This window comes from Pseudomonas sp. IPO3747 (assembly GCF_013385245.1).
Classification (GTDB): domain Bacteria; phylum Pseudomonadota; class Gammaproteobacteria; order Pseudomonadales; family Pseudomonadaceae; genus Aquipseudomonas; species Aquipseudomonas edaphica.
On record NZ_JACAQL010000009.1, the window covers coordinates 594,920 to 611,264 of the forward strand.

Consider the following 16,345-nt stretch of genomic DNA (forward strand, 5'->3'; position numbering starts at 1 on the left):
CTTATTCCATTTTTTGGAGAACCCCCATGCTTCGTCGCCTTGCTGCACTCGCTGTAGTGGTCTTGTTGAGTGGCTGCCAGACCAGCCAGGTCAACCATGACTTTGATGCCAGCCGCGATTTTGGCGCGTACCGCAACTGGGCCTGGAAAGACCCTGCCCTGCAATACCGCCCGGATGATCCACGGATCAAGAGCGACCTCACCGAGCAACGCATTCGCCAGGCCGTGGGCGAGCAACTCGACCAGCGCGGCCTGCGCCCCGCAGCCGCAGGCACCAGGGCCGACCTGAATGTACAGGCCTACCTGATCGTCGAAGAGCGCCAGCAACAAGTCACCACCAACTACGGCGGCGCCTGGGGCGGCCCGTGGAATGGCTACTGGGGCGGGCCGATGTACAACGAAACGCGCAACATCACCTACAAAGTGGCGACCATCCAGATCGACCTGCTCGACGGCAAGGACGGCAAACTGGTATGGCGTGGCAGCGACGAGCAGATGATGGCCAGCACGCCGAACCCGCAGGATCGCAGTGATGCCATTCGCAGCACGGTGACCAGGATCCTCTCCAACTACCCTCCGCACTAAAGACCACCGCCAAACCCTGTGGGAGCGGGCTTGCCCGCGATAGCGGTCTGTCAGTCACCGATGCACTGACTGATCCACCGCCATCGTGGCACAGGTATCTACACAACGTTTGAAGGCAGCCAATTTCTCCTGTGGCGAGCAGGCTTGTCCTGCGTTGGGTCGCGAAGCAGCCCCAAACCCGGACGCTGAGTTCTTTCGGGAAAACTGCAGTGCCTATACTGGGGCCGCTTCGCGACCCAACGCAGGACAAGCCTGCTCGCCACAACAGTCCACTTGCCACTAACCGGTTGTATAGATATCGATGGCCATCGCGGGCAAGCCCCACATTTTTGATCTTCACCACCTCCAGCCCTTGTCTACACTCAATTGCATCCCAGGAGAGTAAGCGCTCGGCAACTCGCCGGCACAGGAGTGCTCGATGTCTCCCCGACTTGGTTCCAGGCAAGGTGGCACAATCGGCCTGATGGCCGCCGGCGTGTTGGCGGTGGCGCTGGCCTTTACATTGTTGATGATCGACAGCGGCCGCCTGTACCTGGAGAAGCGCAAGCTGCAAGGCGTGGCAGATACGGCGGCGCTGGAAGCGGTGAGCCGCAGCGGCACGTGCCTGAGCGGGTTGAGCGCGGCAGCGTTTGCCGGGCAGAGTGTGGCGCGCAATCATTTTGTGGTGGGCAGCGGCAATACCCTGGTGACCCAATGCGGCACCGTGACCACCGGCGCGTCGGGCCGACGCATGTTCAGTGCCAACCCTGCAGTGTCATCGGCGATTCAAGTGGTGGTGAGCAAAACCGTGACCACCAGCGTGGCCGCCGGGGTTTGGGCGTTGTTCTCCGGCAATCCGGTGAGCATCAATACCGTATTGACCGCGACCGCCGTAGCGGCGGTGCCCACGCCACCTTCGGCCCAACTGACCATCAACAGCACCCTGGCCAGCGTCAACACCGCAAGTGCGAGCCTGTTGAACCCGCTGTTCAGTGGCTTGCTCGGCGGTAACGTCAACCTGACGGTCGCCGGGTGGAATGGTTTGCTCAATACCAATATCAACCTGCTCAGTTACCTCAACCAACTGGCGGTCAACCTCAACGTGGCCGCCGGTAACTACACCCAGCTGCTCAACACCAACGTCACCGCCGCGCAGTTGATCCAGGCCGCGGTCACCGTACTGACCGCCAACGGCGCAACGGCGGACGTGATCACCGCCCTGGGCAGCTTGCAAGTCGCCGCGATCAACCAGGCACCGTTGACCGTCGGGCAGATTCTGCAATTGCAGACCGGCACCACCGCTGCGGCGCTGAATGCCAACTTGCAGGTGTTCCAACTGATCCAGGGCGTGGTGCAACTGTCCAACAGCAAAAGCGCGGCGGCGGCGACCTTGCCCGTGAGTGTGCTGGGGTTGGCCAATATCACCACTCAGGTCAAAGTGATCGAACCGCCACAGTTGTCAGCGATCGGCAACCCGGTGCTGGCGGCGGCCAACCCTACAGGGCCAAATAAAATTTACGTACGTACCGCCCAGGTGCGCACTGAAGTGACCGTGAGCTTGCCAGTATTAAGTGCGTTGTCGGGGCTGAACACGGCGGTAAACGACTTGTTGGGTCCACTGACGCCGGTGCTCGGCAGCCTGCTGAACCTGAACCTGGTGAGCACGATCAACTCGGCCTTGTGCTTGCTGGGCGCCGGTTGCCAGCAGGCGGATTTGCTGGTGCTACCCGGCAACCTGCCGATTAACATCGTACTGGATGCCGGGGCCGCGAGCAGTTACGTCACCGCCTACAGCTGCCCCACCGGCAACGCGGGCACCAAGAGCCTGACGGCGTACACCACCACCTCGCTGGCGTCGTTGAATGTGGGCAGTATTACCAATGCGTTTTCCACCACCTTACCGATGACGGTAGCGCCGTTACCCCTGATTGATGTTGGTACCAAGACCTGCCACAAGATACTCGGCAGCGGCAGCTGTGACCCGCGCGTGCCGTTTGCCGGTGGTGGCATCGCGATCAAGGTGGTCAGTCCGATTGCGCAGAGCAATCAAACCCTGGTGTTCTCCAGTACCACGCCGTTTGCCACGCCGCCGAACGTGGGCCTTGCGCCGACCTATCAGGCTGCGACACCCGCCACCAATGTGGTGAGCAGCCTTTCAACCACGCTCAATGGCGTGGGCATCACGGCTTACCAACCGTCCGGAGGAAGCCCGTTGGGCATTCTGGCGCCTACGGTCACAGCGCTGCTCAGTGGCGTCAGCGCGATTGTCACGCCGGTGGTGGATGGCTTGCTCGGCCCGCTGCTCAACCCGATCCTCAACAACCTGCTGAGTATGCTCGGCATCAGCCTGGTGAATGTGAACGTCGGCGCCAACCTCACCTGTGGCCAGACCGGCGAGGCTTACCTGGTGATTTAAACGTCGATGGCCCTGGGCAGTTCCACGCAGAACCGTGCGCCGTGTTCGCCGTTGCTGACGCTCAGGCGCCCGCCCATGTTCTCGACGATGCCGTAACTCACCGACAAGCCCAACCCGGTGCCCACGCCAATCGGCTTGGTGGTAAAAAACGGCTCGAAGATGCGCTCCAGCAAGCGCGGGTCGATGCCGCCGCCGTTGTCTTCGACCCAGATGCGCACGTGGCGGCTGTCGTGTTCGGTGTGCAAGGCAATCCACGGGCGCAGCTCGGGGTTTTTTTCGCGCTGGCTCAACAGCGCATCGCGGGCGTTGACCATCAGGTTGATCAGCACTTGCTCAAGCTGGTCGACGTAGCCTTTGACCTGCACCGGGATATCCGCCTGGGTCAGGCGCACTTCAACACCTTTGCCACGCAGGCCTTCACTGAGCAACGACAAGGTGCCCTCCAACGCCTGCGCCGGGTCAAAAGGTTGCTGCTCGACCTCCGAGCGGCGGCCGAACACGCGCATATGGTCGACCACCCGCGCCGCACGCTGCACCTGGGCGTCGATGCGCTGGAGTTTTTCGGTCAGGTAGTCGATCTGCACGTCGCCATTGCTCAGGCGCTTGAGCACATTGACGATGGCCATGCGCATCACGTTCAGCGGCTGGTTGATCTCATGGGCCAGGCCCGTGGCCATTTCACCGAGGGTGGCCATTTTCGCGCTTTGCGTCAGTTGCTGCTGGGAGCGCCGCACTTCGGTGTTGTCGCGGCCCACGGCCTGCACTTCCACAAGGGTGCCGTGCTCATCAAAGACGCCTCGGTCCGACCACACCCACCAGGCATATTCGCGGCCGGGCAACTGCAGGCTGATTTCGGCTGTGCTCACCGGGAACTCCGGCGTCAACTGCTGGATGCGCTGCACAAACGCTTCGCGCTGTTCGGTCGACAGCCATTCACCCAGGTTGACCCCGCGCAACTGCGCAGGTAGGCACTCCAGGTAATTGGCCAGCGGCGTGTTGCCGAAGGTCAGGGTCAGGTCCGGGCGGTAGCGGCAGATCATTGCCGGGGAGTCTTCCACAAGGATGCGATAGCGCTCCTCACTGTCCTTGACCTGCTGGGCGGCCAAGGTTGCCTCGGTCACATCCAGCCACAGGCCGACCGCTTCTACCGGCACGCCCAAGTCGTCGCGCAGCAGCTTGGCTTCGTCGAGCAGCCAGTGGTAATCCCCGTGTGTGTCTTGCACGCGGTAACGGCTGCGCACGCTGCCTTCACGCAGCAATTGGCGGGTGCGCTGGAAGTACAGGTCGCGGTCGTCCGGGTGTACCCATTGCACCAGGTTGTCATGGGTGCATTCGGCCAGGGTGCGACCGAGCAAGGGCAGCAGACTGTGACTGAAAAACACCGGCTGCAGCGCGCCATTCACATAGCGCTGCACATAGATCACCGCCGGTGAGCTGGCAATCAGGTTATCCAGGCGGGCGCGGGCGGCATCGGCTTGCAGCTGCTGGTTCTGGATGTCGCTGATGTCGAGCATAAAACCGACCCAGCGCCGCTGTTCACCGGCGCCCAGCACCTGGCCCTGCACGCGATACCAGGTCGGCGCGACGCTGTCGCCACGGTTGAGGCGCGCGCTGGCGAGCAAGGGTTTGCCGAGGGTTTGCAGGTCGCGTAGACGGCTGTGCAGTTCCTGGCGGTCGGCGGGGTGAATGTGGTTCAGCCACGCTTCGAGGGGTTGCCGGGTTGGGCCGTCTTCCGGGTCGAGGTTGCGCATCAATTGGGGGGCGAGCTGGATCTCGCCGCTGGCGGGCAATAACTCAAACCAGCCCGTGCCCAGCAGGCCTTGCAACGCTTCCTGGCGCTCGAGTTGTTGATGGTGACGGTGTTCGCGCAGGCGGCTGAGCAGTGGGGCGGCGAGGGCGGCGGCGAGGTTCAGCCAGTCGCGGTCGTTGCTGTGCAGTTGGCCACTGTACGCGCCGCACAGCAGCCATGCGGCGATGCCTTGGCCATCGCGATAGGGCACAAGGAACCCATCGGCATTGCCGAAAATACTGTGCAAACGCGGGTGCTCGCCGCGCCCATAAGGCGCTTTCAGGCTCAGCGGCGTGGTGCCGTTGAGGCTGTCCAGGCAGGTTCCGAGGCGTTGCCCAGTGTGCCAGAACAACGGTGCATCATGGTTGGCGTACTGGCTGTAGACCCTCCAACCCTGGTCTTCCTGATCGAGCAGCGCCAGGGCCACGCAGGGGATACGCCAGCGCTGCGCCACGCTGCTTAACTGTTCGTTGAACACCTCGGGCAGGCGGCTGAGGCTGCACACGCGCAGTTGCTCACTGACGCGGCTGCTCAATTGGTGGTTCTGTTCGCGCTGCTCGGCCAATTGCCGGCCGCCGAGCAAATCACCAATGTCTACGGCATGCAGCAGCCAGCCATTGTCGTGGGGTTCAAGCGTGCCGCGGGTGTGCAGGGTTTGCCCGGCGATCCCGTGAAAATCCAGGTCGAGGCTGTGGCGCTGCCAGTCCGCGGGCACGCCTTCAACCGTTACGGCGCTATGGGCACTCAGCAGTTCTTGCAAACGCGGCGAGTTAACCAGTGGCGGCAACTGTGGGCGCAACGTGCCGCTGAGGTCGAGCACGCGGCCTTGGCTATCCAGTTGCACATGCAACCCGGCAGACGGCGGCGCGGGCGTGTCGATTTCCAGCGCGCCATTGCGACCGAGCAAGCGCCCGAAAAGTCTGTCCCCCGAAGTCAAAACTGCAGGCTCGACTGGGCCTGCAGAGTTGCCGGTAACTGCGGCACGGTGCCGATGCCCGGCAGGACAATAAAGGGCAGCACCGCCTGGAGGTTGGCCGACGGGTAGTTGATCTGCACCGACAACAGCCCGCTGGTGAAGGTGGTGGTGACTTGGGTGGAAGCGTCGAATTTGTAGGCGTTGGGAATCCACCCCAAACGGTTGGCGACCGCCGTTTTGGCAGTGGCCTGTACGGCGGCGGGGTAGCCTTGCATATTCGGGTCCAGCCCTACGCTCTGGCGCACGGCTTCGGCGGTGGCCTGGTTGAACGACTGCAACAGCAGCAGCGGCAGGCTATAGCTGACCGTGCCGTAGAACACGGCAAAAAAAATCACAAACACGGCAATGAACTCGATGGCTGCCGCGCCTTTTTGCTTTTCCGGGAGGCTTGTTTTCATCACCGCGTCTACCCTGACGGCTACTACTTGATATCAGCATAGAATCAATCGGCGAAAAGGGATGTTTTTTACGTGATCCATAGTGCAGTGGTGCTGTTGTGGTTGGGGCTGTGTGCCGTGCAGGACGTTCGCCAGCGCTTGCTTGCCAATCGCCTGACGCTGGGCGCGGCGTTGTTGGCGTTGATCTACCTCGTGTGGACGGGCAACACCTGGCTCGGCGCCTCCGTCGGGCAGGGGCTGTGGGCGTTTTTCCTGGCGCTGCTGCTGACCTTGCCCGGTTACGCCCTTGGCCGCCTTGGAGCGGGGGATGTAAAGCTGCTCTCGGCCTTGGCGCTGGCCTCCAATGCCGACTATTTGCTGGGTTCATTTGTGGGGGCCGCGATCGCCAATTTGCTGTGGCTATTGGCAGCGCCAAAGCTTTGGCCGCTTATGAGTCAAGGGGTTAAAAAGCATCTGGGTTATCTGGCGCCGGACCCGTCAAGAAAACTGCCGTTTGCGCCGTTTTTACTGGTGGGGTTCGCCGCCACCTGGTTTTGGATCCATTAATCGTCTGAGGGTATTAACGCTATGTACATAGTCGGAAAGTACGTCTACGTTTAATACGTAGATGTACGGGAATATTCGTGGTGAAGGATTAGTCAAACTTTTGGCTTGCAATGCATGGAGTAGCGCGTGAACAAGCTTACCTCTGCAGTAAAAGTGCTCGTGGTCGACGATCAACCGCTGATCGTGGAGGAGCTCTGTGAATTTCTTGAAAGCAGCGGTTTCCGCTGCGTCCCGTGTGAATCCAGCCAGCAGGCCTTGAAGCGTTTTACCGAAGACGCCGAGATTGGCCTGGTGCTGTGCGATCTGCATATGCCGGACATGGACGGCATCGAGTTGGTCCAGGCCCTGCAGAAGGTTGCGGGCAAGCAACGCGCCTTTGAGGCGATCATGTTGACCGGTCGCGCGGACAAGCAGGATGTGATCAAGGCGCTGCGTGCGGGGATCGCGGATTACTACCAGAAGCCAATCAACCTCGATGAGCTGCTCGAAGGCTTGCAGCGCCAGGAAGCGGCGTTGGAGGAGCGCAAGAAAGAGCTGCAACTGGGGCACTTGAACCAGAAGCTGCAATTTCTTTCCGAGTCCATCAACGACCTGTACCAGGACCTCGACAAAGCACGCCGCAGCCCGCCAGGGCATGAGAATGACGAGGCGTCGGCCGAGGAGGCCGGGCCGGTGGAGATTCCGGCGATCTTCAACCAACTGTCGCCACGTCAGCTGGATGTTGCGCGGCTGGTGGGCAAGGGGCAGACCAATTATCAGATTGCCTGTGAGCTGGGCATTACCGAGAACACCGTGAAGCTGTATGTGTCCCAGGTGCTGCGCCTGACGCACATGCATAACCGCACGCAGTTGGCGCTGGCGTTGTCGCCTAACAACTCGGCGATGCGCCAGCGAGTCACCGCCCACTGAGTGGGAGCGGGCTTGCTGTGGCGAGGGAGCTTGCTCCCGTTGACTGCGCAGCAGTCCCCGGCTTTTTTGGGGGCGCTTCGCACCCCAGCGCAAGCAAGCTTGCTCGCCACAGAAAGCCCGCTTGTGTCTGAATGATCGTTCCCACGCTCTGCGTGGGAATGCCGCCCAGGACGCTCCGCGTCCTGCTATCAACTACCGCCCTGGGCTGTCCCGCCCGCCTTCTGATCGAAGTACTCCGGAATCGGGTGCTTGTAGCTTTCCAGCAAGCGTTGCGCCGCCAGGTCACGCTCGGCGGCTGAGGCTTTTTGCTGGGTGCTTGAGGCCGCTTTCCCGCTGGACTGCAAGGTCAGCCAGCTTTCGGTCACCGCCTGCTGCGGCGATGACGGGCCGGGCTCAATGGCCATGACACTGAGGGGCAGTGCCAGCACGGCGAGGCTGGTGAGATATAGCATTTTCATGATCAATTCCTCGGGGTGCTTGCGGCATCACTCATGGTAGCCACCTGGTCTTTGACCTTGGCGACGGGAACGCTGGCGCCTTTGAGTTTCTCGGCGCGGGCCTGGGCGTCGGTAACTTGTTCAGGGCTCAGGTTCATTTGGCTGGCCACCTGCGCGGCCTGCTTCCAGTTGTCCTGATAGATCATCAGGGTCACCAGATTGATCGCCGCCAGCGGGTCGCTCTGCTTGAGCTCCATGGCAGTCATGAACTCGAAGCGTGCGTCTTCCAGGCGCAGTTGGTTGAGGTACACCACGCCCAGGTCATTGCGGATTTTTTCATCCGTCGGCGCCAACCGGGCCGCGCGTTGCAAGTGCGCCATGGCTTGGCCGTTGTCGCCCTTGGCCGAGGCCAACTGGCCCAGGCCGTGTTCGCCTTCAGCCGCCATGCAGGTGCCGATCAGGCTTTGATAAAGCGGCTGTGCCTCGCTACGCCCGAGCAGGCGATACGCCTTGGCCTGGCGCAGGCGCACCTGGGGCAGGTTGGCCGGCAGGCTCTGCAGGTTCGCCAGGCTGGCGTGCAGCTTGCCGTCGCCGGCCATTTCATCGGCCAGGTTCAGCGCCAGTTCCTGGTCCGACCCAGGTTTGGGGCAACTGCCGCCCGCTGTCAGGGCCGCCCACGGCGTTTGGCCGTTGGTGGCACACCCCCCGAGCAGCAACAGGCTCAAACCGGCTATCAAGGCTTTCATCGGGCGGTCCTCATAAGTTACTCAAGGCCCGGGAGATGCCGATGAACGCCGGCCCCCCGAGCACGATCAGCAGGGCGGGAAACAGGAACACCATCATCACCACCGACATCTTTGCCGACATCTTCGACACGAATTCCTGAATGCGCGTGAGGCGGCGGTCGTCGAGCAATTGCTTGAGCGCCAGCAGCGATTTCATCGCACCGCCGCCTTGCTGGACCAGTTGCTGGAGGATGGTGCAGGTGTCGGTGAATTCATCCACGGCCAGCATCCGTGCGGTCTTGCCCAGTTCTTCGCTCAGCTCCAGGCCGGAGTCGACACGCGTCAGGATCAGGCGCAGTTCATAAGTCAGGTCCGGCAGCAGGCGCTGCGCTTCAATGCTCAGCACGCGCAGCGCTTGTTCAACCGCCATGCCGGACTCGAACAGGATGCGCAGCAGCGGAATGAAGGTCGAGACCTCACGGGAAATGCGCTGCTGACGCGCCTTGGCGGCCCAGGCCAGGATGCGTTTGGGCAACAGGTAACCGATGCCCATACCGATTGCGGGCGCCAGCCACGGCGAGGCCGTGTGGGGAAACAGCAGCTCCTGGCCCACCAGCACCACGCCCAGCGCCACTAGCGGCGTGCCGACCTGCAGGGCGGCGAACATGGAACGTTGGCTGGCCTGGCGCCAACCGACGCGGCTGAGCAGCAGTTGGGTCTCGTTGTCCAGGCTGACCGAGCGTTGCGCGATAGGGCTGTTGCCCAACTGGCGCATCAACGTATTGAGCGTGCGTTCACGCCCCATCTGGCCCTGCAAGCGCTGGGCGACCAGGCGCTGGCCGCGCCGATGTTTGAGCAGGTTGGCCAGCACCAGCGCCAGGGCGGCCAGGAGCATTACGGCGCTGATCAGCAGTGGGATAGCCATCTCATACACTCCGCAGCATGCGCCACAAGGTGAAGCAGCCCAGCAGTTGCATGCCGAGTGCCACGAACAACAGCGTGCGCCCGGTGCCGTCGTTCCACATGGTCATCAGGTATGCCGGGTTCACCACCAGAAAGTAGCCGATCATCGAGATGGGCAGGGCGCCGAGCACGTAGGCGGTCACGCGGGTTTCGCCGGTCAGGGCGCGCAACTGGCGGGCGGCCTGCTCGCGCTCGCGGATCATCTTGATCAGGTTTTCCAACAGTTCGCTGGCATTGCCGCCATAGCGATGGTTGATCTTCAAGCCCAGCGCAAACAGGCGAAACTCATCACGCTCGTAGAACTCGGCAAAGTCGTGGGTCGACTCCGGCAGGCTTACGCCCAACTGCACATTGCGCTGGATACGGCCCATGGCCTGTTGCAGCGGGTCTTCGGTGATCTCGATACCGCCCAGCACCGAGTCGGCCAGGGTGCGCCCGGCCTTGAGGCTGCGCACGGTGTGGTCGAGCAATTGCGGCAGCTGTTCGATCATGCGCTTGATGCGCCGCTGGTAGCGCCAGGCGATGTACAGGCGCAGCAGCACCGGCGGCAGCACCAGCATCACCAGCAGGCCGAGCCAGCCGGCCACCAGCAGCCCCAACGCCACGCCCAGGGCCCAGATCGCCAGCCACAGGCCCAGGCTGTCCGTGGGTTTGCCCAGGCCTGCGCGCAGAAACATCCGCTCCACGCCACTCCACTGGTTGGCTTCTTCGGTGAGCTGCGGCTGGCCCTCGGCGAGCCGGCTCAGTACCCGCTCGGTCTGGGCACGGCGCAGGCCGTTCTGAAAGGAGCGGATCGACAGGCCGATCAGGATCAAACAGATGAGTAGCAGGATGGCCCCGGTCATGGTCATGTCCCTTTCAAGGCTAAGCCGGTTCGCGGCGCAGTTTATCGCCGGCAGGGTTGACCGCCTCGCGCAAGAAGCCGAAGCCAGTGCGCCGGTCATGGCGGAACAGGGTATTGGTCACGTACACGTCTTCGCGGATACCCACCACCTCCACCACTTCGCTGACGCAACGACGCCCGTCCGGCAAACGGGTCAACTGGATCACCACATCGAGCGCCGCGCAGATCATTTGCCGCAGGGTTTTCTCCGCCACCACACGGCCGGTCAAGCCCACCAGGGTTTCCAGGCGCAGCAATGCATCGGCAGCGTTGTTGGCGTGCACGGTACTCATGGAACCGTCGTGGCCGGTGTTCATGGCGGTGAGTACATCAAGCACTTCCACGCCACGGATCTCACCAAGGATGATGCGGTCGGGGCGCATCCGCAGGGCGTTGCGAATCAGGTCGCTGGCCTTGACCTCGCCGTGGCCCTCGGCATTCGGCGGGCGGGTTTCCAGGCGCACCACGTGGGGGTGGCCCAATTGCAGCTCGGCCACGTCTTCGATGGTGACCAGGCGTTCATGGGGGTTGATCAGTTGGCTGAGAATATTGAGCAGCGTAGTTTTACCGGTGCCGGTACCGCCGCTGATCAGGATATTGCAGCGCTTGCCCACGGCTTCCTGGAAGAAGTCAAAGATGTTCTGGTCGATGGTCTGCATCGCCACCAAGTCGCTGCTTTTGAGCATGTCCTTGCGAAACTTACGAATCGACAGGCACGGCCCGTCCAGGGCAATCGGCGGGATGATTGCATTGACCCGGCTGCCATCCGGCAGGCGTGCGTCGACCATCGGCGACGATTCATCCAGGCGCCGACCCAGCGGTGCGAGGATGCGTTGCATCACGCGTTCAACGTGGTGCGAATCGATAAAGCGCAGGTCGCTTTGATGCAGCAAACCGTCACGTTCGATAAACACCCGGTGCGGGCCGTTGACCAGGATTTCGGTCACTGACGGGTCGCGCAGCAGCACTTCCAGCGGGCCGAAACCGGTCAGTTCATCGACGATCTCTTCGGCCAGGCGCTCCATCTCATAACGGGAAATCGCCAGGTGCATGCGGTTGATGTATTCGGCCACTTTGTCGATGACAAACTGCGCCAACAGCGGGCGTGAACCCTCCAGCAAGTTTTTGCCTGACTCCTCGATGGCATCGATGATGTAGCGATGCAGCACCAGCTTGAGCCCGTCGTGGTCAGTGTTGCCACCGAGGCCGCGAGCGGGGGCGCCGAAGAGTTTTTCACCGTTCATTTGCCAGCCCTCAGCAGGCGTTCAAACCAGGTGTGCGAGGGTTGCTTCATGCCTTCGGAGCGCTTTGCCAGGCGCTCGCCCAAAGCTTTGAGGTTGTGGGTCAGGGTTTCGCGTGGGGCCAGGGCGAACAGGGTTTGCCCTTGGTTCTTGGCATTCAGGCGCACCTCCGGGCTCAGCGGCAGCACCGCGATCACCTCCAGCCCATAGCTTTTGCCCAGGGCTTCGGCGTCGGGCGCGCAACCTTTGATGTAGCGGTCGACCAGCAGCTTGGCGTGTTCCAGCTTCATGCCTTTTTCGCGCCACTGGTTCAGCACGCCGAGGTTGCGACGGCAGTCCAGCACACTCTGGTCGGTGCACCACAACAGCTTGTCGCAATGGCTGACAAAGGTGCGCAGCGCTTCGCTGTCGGGCTGGCCGGCGAGGTTCACCACGATGTGCTGGAAGTGTTGGCGCAAGGCACTGAGCAGCATGTACAGCTCGGCCGCGCTGGTCTGTGCCAGGGGCTCGTCGTTGGGGGCGTAGGCGAGGATGCGCAGGCCCTCTTCGGCGCAGGTAAACGCGCTGTTGATCAAGGTGGTGTCCAGGCGCCTGAGGTGGCGCAAGGCATCGCCGAAATTGAACGAGCTTTCCAGCCCCAGCAACGCCAGGCTGTCACCGCGCGGCAGGCCCAGGTCTAGCAACAGGGTTTGCTGGCCGCTCTTTTGCACCACCAGCGCCAAGTGGCTGGTCAGCAATGCGCCGTCGGCATTGCTCTGGGTGCCGTAGAGCACGGTCAGGCCACCCAGTTGGGTGTTGGTGGTCACCGGCGGCAGGCGTTTGCTCAGGCGACGTACCAGCCCGGCGACTTCGCTGGAGCGTGAGCCATAGGCGACAAAATCGCGGGCGCCGGCGCGCATGGCATTGAGTACAAGCTGGTTGTCCATGCCATCGCCGAGGGCGACGATGGCGAGCATCGGCTTGGCCTCCAGCGCGCCTTCGATCAGCGCGCTTTGGGCCACCACGTGTTCGCGGTCGAGGCCGATAAACACCAGGTTGGCGAAGGTCACGTCCACCAGCGCGAGCAGCTCGTCGAGGGTGCCGCTGCCGGCGCTGACCACTTGGCCAAGCGGTGCCAGCGCGCCCTGCAGCCATTCCAGGTCGGTGCTGTTGCGGGTGATTGCCAGAAACGTCTGGCTCAGGCTATCGCTCATTGAGACAACCCATTGAGTCGGTCGAAATTGCCGTTTTCCAGGAAGTACAGGCGGTACCAGTTCGGGTCGTAGTTGCGCAGCTTCTCGCCGGGCAAGGACGGCAGTTGGGCGTTGGCGGCCAGCGGCTGCACCAGGTGCGGGGTGACGATCATCAGCAGCTCTTTGTCCTGGCGGTTGACCGAGGAATCACGAAAGAACGCACCAAGAATCGGGATATCGCCCAGGCCTGGAAACTTGCTGATATTGGTGGTGTTGGTGCTGCTGATCAGGCCGCTGATCACGAAACTTTCGCCGTCGGCCAGTGACACGCTGGTGTCGGTGCGGCGGATGGTCAGGGCCGGCACCTGGATGTTTTGAATGACCACGGCATTGGTGTAGTCCAGCTCGCTGACTTCGGGTGCCACCTTGAGGGAGATGCGATTGTGGTCGATCACCGTTGGCGTGAGTGTCAGGCGAATGCCGAACTCTTTGTACTCGATCGAGATGTTGTTGCTGGCGCTGCTGGGCACCGGGATCGGTACTTCGCCGCCGGCCAGGAAAGTCGCACTTTGCCCACTCATGGCTACCAGGCTTGGACGCGCCAGGGTGTAGGCAAAACCACTGCTTTCCAGGGCATTGATCAGGGCAGAAACCCGCCCGCCGCCAAAGCCGATATTAAAGTTGGTGGTGCTCACCGGCAGCTTGAACGTGTCGACGGTAGGCGAGAGCAATTTGGGGCTGCCGAGGAAAAAGTTGCTGCCGATGCCGAGGATCTTGGTGCTGGCTTCCTTGAGTTTGGAGCGGCTGACTTCGACGAAGCGGATATCGGTCTGTACCTGGCTGGGCAGCGTCGGGTCTTCTGACGGCGACAGCGACAGGCTGGTCAATGCCGAGGTAGCCTTGCCTTTGACGAACACCATGCTCTGGCGCGGCGTGTTCGAACAGGCGGTCCAGACCATCAGGCTGGTGGTGCCGGAGGCCACGCCGGTGAGCAGGAAACCGCGATCGCCATTGAGGTGTACGTCGGCAATTTTCGGGTCGCCAATGGCCAGGCGTGTGATGGCGACAGGGGATTGCAGCTCCTGTTGCAGGCCCTCGCCCACCGACAGTGCTGCGGGTAATTGGCCCAGGCTGCCGCAGTTGCCCGGGGCGGCTGCAACGAGCCCCACAGACAAGTTCGACAGCATCAGGGCACAGGCGATTTTCAGCGTGAACACCGGTGCGAAACGTCGGTTCATGCACAGCATCCTTGTTCAGTCGGGTGTTTGTTGGGTTGCTTGATTACCGCGTATCACCTCAACACCGGTGCGGCGCGCGGGGCCACCCTGGGCGACTTTTTTGGGCGCCTGGACGAAGGCCAGCTGGGTGAATTGGTAGAGGTCGCGGTTAGCGCTTTGCAGCTTGCCCGGTGCATCGCTCTCACCGGCCCAGTAGTGGCTCAGCAAGCGTTCATCGGCGCTGCGCACCGCCAGGCGCAAGGTGCCGGCCTGGGTCGCCAGCATCAGTTGGCTCAGCAGTTGTTCGGGCACCGCCAGCACCACGGTGCGAGAGGGGGCATGGCGTTGGGCTTTTTCTTCGGCGGTCATTGCTGGTGGTGAAGCGGGAACGCCGTCGTTGGTCAGGCCCATTTGATCGCCGACACTGAGCAGGCGCATGGCAGGGATCACCACTTGAGCGGATTGTTCGACGTTGGCGACGTCCTGGCGCAGGTACAGCAACACGTCCACATAGTCGCCTGGGCTCAATTGGCCGGCAGCGCCAATCACTTCATCGACGGCAACCGCGAGGGCGCGTTCGTTGGGGCGGATCATGCGGGCCAGTGGGCCACCGGGGCTGAAGCTCTCATCGTTGAGCCAGGTGCCGGCCTGCAAGGCGCGCCATGGTGTGCGGCCGATGGCCTGGTCAACACTGGTCATACTGCCCGCTGGCGCTGTGCGCAGTTTTTCGATGCTCAGGTCTGCGGCGGTCAGGGCAATAAAGGGCGGTACATCGTGGGCCAGCACCAGCACCGATTGGCGGGTCTGGTCCTCGACCACGGCGACGGCTTTTTCTACCGGTGCGGTAGGCGGTGGTGGCGGCGCCGGGGCAGGTTCGCGGCTGAGCACCAACCCCCAATAACCGGCAAACAGCGCACCGACCAAGAGCACACCGGCAAGTACCATGCTGAGACGCGTGTTCATGACGGCTCTCCTTTTCCTGTTGCACCAAAACCCGTCGATCCCAACAGGCTAATTCCGCAACTCGGCTGCTATGAACAGTGACTAACTATTTCGCTATTTGAAGGTAGTTCAGCTAGGACAAAATGCCATTACTGACAGAAAGATTTCTTCGTGGCGCGCCTCGATAGCCTTGAAAACAAGGGATTCAGGCGCCAGCAAAACGACCACTACTTTGTGATTAATCAGTTCTTACAGTTGTGAGGGTGGGGTTTGTTGACAATGCTCAGGTGGCACATGGCAATTACTGTGCAGCACCGAGCTAGGGCGTCTGGTCGCCCATAGGAGTAGTACGATGATCCTCGAACTGTTGATTAAACTCCATGTTCAACTTCAGCTACTTTTTCATCGCAAAGAGGGCGCGACCGCGATTGAGTACCTCATTCTCGTGGCGATTGTAGCATTGGTGATACTGGCAGCCGGGACGACGCTGGGGCCTCAGATTACGGCCTTCTTTGCCAGAATTCAGGCGGCGATCACCGCGTTGTGAGTTTGGGACGGCCTGCTGTTGATTTCAGATGGTTTTGAGTGGTGACATCAGGTAGTGCCCATGAATGCTGCAGCTGTACCTTTCCGTCAACAAATCCTGTTGGTGGACGACGAAGAAGATGCCCTCGTAGAACTGGCGGAGTCGCTGGAGAACGAGGGCTTCGTTTGTTTTACCGCCAGCTCTGTGACTTACGCATTGCAGGAACTGACGCTGAATCCTGACATTGCCCTGGTTATCACTGACCTGCGTATGCCAGAGGAGAGTGGGATATCGTTGATCAAGCGCTTGCGTGAGCACACGGATCGTCAGCATTTGCCGGTGATTGTGATGTCTGGGCATGCGGAGATGGATGATGTGAGTGACATGCTGCGGTTGCAGGTGTTGGATTTGTTTCGCAAGCCCATTTATCTGGTGCGCTTGATTGATACGCTTAACAGTCTTTTTCCTTTGCGCAAGTCTCGGTTGTAGCGGGGGTTGTTGAGTACATATCCGTTGCTGCGGTAACGGCGGCCTATGGTTCCGCTCTTACAGCGGGTCACTTTTGGCAAACGCCCCAAAAGTAACCAAAAGGTCTGTGCCCCACCACTCGGCACCTCGCTTAGGCTCGGTGTGCCCTCACTC

16 protein-coding genes are annotated in these 16,345 nt (G+C 61.6%); 6 read left to right on the plus strand and 10 right to left on the minus strand.

Annotation, left to right across the window (positions count from 1 at the left end):
* The first annotated feature begins 26 nt into the window (after positions 1–26).
* A complete protein-coding gene (locus tag HX790_RS15790) occupies positions 27–584 on the plus strand; it encodes a DUF4136 domain-containing protein (RefSeq protein WP_099548144.1) in 558 nt (185 codons plus the stop codon).
* A 418-nt stretch (positions 585–1,002) separates the two neighbouring features.
* A complete protein-coding gene (locus HX790_RS15795) occupies positions 1,003–2,979 on the plus strand; it encodes a pilus assembly protein TadG-related protein (protein WP_176991775.1) in 1,977 nt (658 codons plus the stop codon).
* Here the strand turns inward: HX790_RS15795 and HX790_RS15800 are convergent.
* Together HX790_RS15800 and HX790_RS15805 are read right to left on the minus strand one after the other, a co-directional pair.
* Positions 2,976–5,705, minus strand: a complete 2,730-nt coding sequence (locus HX790_RS15800) for a PAS domain-containing sensor histidine kinase (protein WP_176991776.1) — start codon at positions 5,703–5,705, stop codon at positions 2,976–2,978. The genes HX790_RS15795 and HX790_RS15800 overlap by 4 nt on opposite strands.
* Positions 5,702–6,142 (minus strand): TadE/TadG family type IV pilus assembly protein, encoded by a 441-nt coding sequence (locus tag HX790_RS15805; RefSeq protein WP_017136727.1) that lies wholly within the window; start codon positions 6,140–6,142, stop codon positions 5,702–5,704. Before HX790_RS15805 ends, HX790_RS15800 begins: the two co-directional genes overlap by 4 nt.
* A 72-nt stretch (positions 6,143–6,214) precedes the next feature.
* On the opposite strand from HX790_RS15805, the gene HX790_RS15810 reads away from it, so the two are divergent.
* Positions 6,215–6,688 carry a prepilin peptidase gene (locus HX790_RS15810; RefSeq protein WP_017136726.1) on the plus strand — a complete coding sequence of 158 codons (474 nt, stop codon included), beginning with the start codon at positions 6,215–6,217 and terminating at the stop codon, positions 6,686–6,688.
* 126 nt (positions 6,689–6,814) lie between these two features.
* Positions 6,815–7,597 carry a response regulator transcription factor gene (locus tag HX790_RS15815; protein WP_017136725.1) on the plus strand — a complete coding sequence of 261 codons (783 nt, stop codon included), beginning with the start codon at positions 6,815–6,817 and terminating at the stop codon, positions 7,595–7,597.
* A 188-nt stretch (positions 7,598–7,785) separates the two neighbouring features.
* Here HX790_RS15815 and HX790_RS15820 read toward each other — a convergent pair whose 3' ends face one another.
* Genes HX790_RS15820 through cpaB form a run of 8 tightly spaced genes read right to left on the minus strand, consistent with a single transcriptional unit; the run spans position 7,786 to position 15,198 of the window.
* Entirely contained in the window at positions 7,786–8,055 is a 270-nt protein-coding gene (locus tag HX790_RS15820; RefSeq protein ID WP_017136724.1) for a DUF3613 domain-containing protein, read from the minus strand.
* Between the two features lie 2 nt (positions 8,056–8,057).
* Positions 8,058–8,780: a tetratricopeptide repeat protein gene (locus tag HX790_RS15825; protein ID WP_017136723.1), complete on the minus strand. Its 723-nt coding sequence runs from the start codon at positions 8,778–8,780 to the stop codon at positions 8,058–8,060.
* Positions 8,781–8,790: 10 nt separating this feature from the next.
* Positions 8,791–9,684, minus strand: a complete 894-nt coding sequence (locus tag HX790_RS15830) for a type II secretion system F family protein (RefSeq protein ID WP_099548149.1) — start codon at positions 9,682–9,684, stop codon at positions 8,791–8,793.
* 1 nt (position 9,685) lies between these two features.
* On the minus strand, positions 9,686–10,567 hold the full coding sequence (locus HX790_RS15835) for a type II secretion system F family protein (RefSeq protein WP_026013678.1): 882 nt from the start codon (positions 10,565–10,567) through the stop codon (positions 9,686–9,688).
* 19 nt (positions 10,568–10,586) lie between these two features.
* A complete protein-coding gene (locus HX790_RS15840) occupies positions 10,587–11,849 on the minus strand; it encodes a CpaF family protein (protein ID WP_017136720.1) in 1,263 nt (420 codons plus the stop codon).
* Positions 11,846–13,039, minus strand: a complete 1,194-nt coding sequence (locus HX790_RS15845; protein ID WP_176991777.1) for a pilus assembly protein — start codon at positions 13,037–13,039, stop codon at positions 11,846–11,848. The genes HX790_RS15840 and HX790_RS15845 overlap by 4 nt, the downstream gene beginning before the upstream one ends.
* Positions 13,036–14,256, minus strand: coding sequence for a type II and III secretion system protein family protein (locus tag HX790_RS15850; protein WP_099548151.1), 1,221 nt, complete (start codon positions 14,254–14,256; stop codon positions 13,036–13,038). The genes HX790_RS15845 and HX790_RS15850 overlap by 4 nt, the downstream gene beginning before the upstream one ends.
* A gap of 15 nt (positions 14,257–14,271) precedes the next feature.
* The gene (gene cpaB, locus HX790_RS15855) at positions 14,272–15,198 is read right to left on the minus strand and encodes a Flp pilus assembly protein CpaB (protein ID WP_176991778.1); all 927 of its coding nucleotides are present in this window, start codon (positions 15,196–15,198) and stop codon (positions 14,272–14,274) included.
* Between the two features lie 331 nt (positions 15,199–15,529).
* Between cpaB and HX790_RS15860 the strand changes: the two genes are divergently transcribed.
* Positions 15,530–15,724 carry a Flp family type IVb pilin gene (locus HX790_RS15860; protein WP_017136716.1) on the plus strand — a complete coding sequence of 65 codons (195 nt, stop codon included), beginning with the start codon at positions 15,530–15,532 and terminating at the stop codon, positions 15,722–15,724.
* A gap of 60 nt (positions 15,725–15,784) precedes the next feature.
* Positions 15,785–16,192 carry a response regulator gene (locus tag HX790_RS15865; RefSeq protein ID WP_017136715.1) on the plus strand — a complete coding sequence of 136 codons (408 nt, stop codon included), beginning with the start codon at positions 15,785–15,787 and terminating at the stop codon, positions 16,190–16,192.
* The last annotated feature ends 153 nt before the right edge of the window (positions 16,193–16,345 follow it).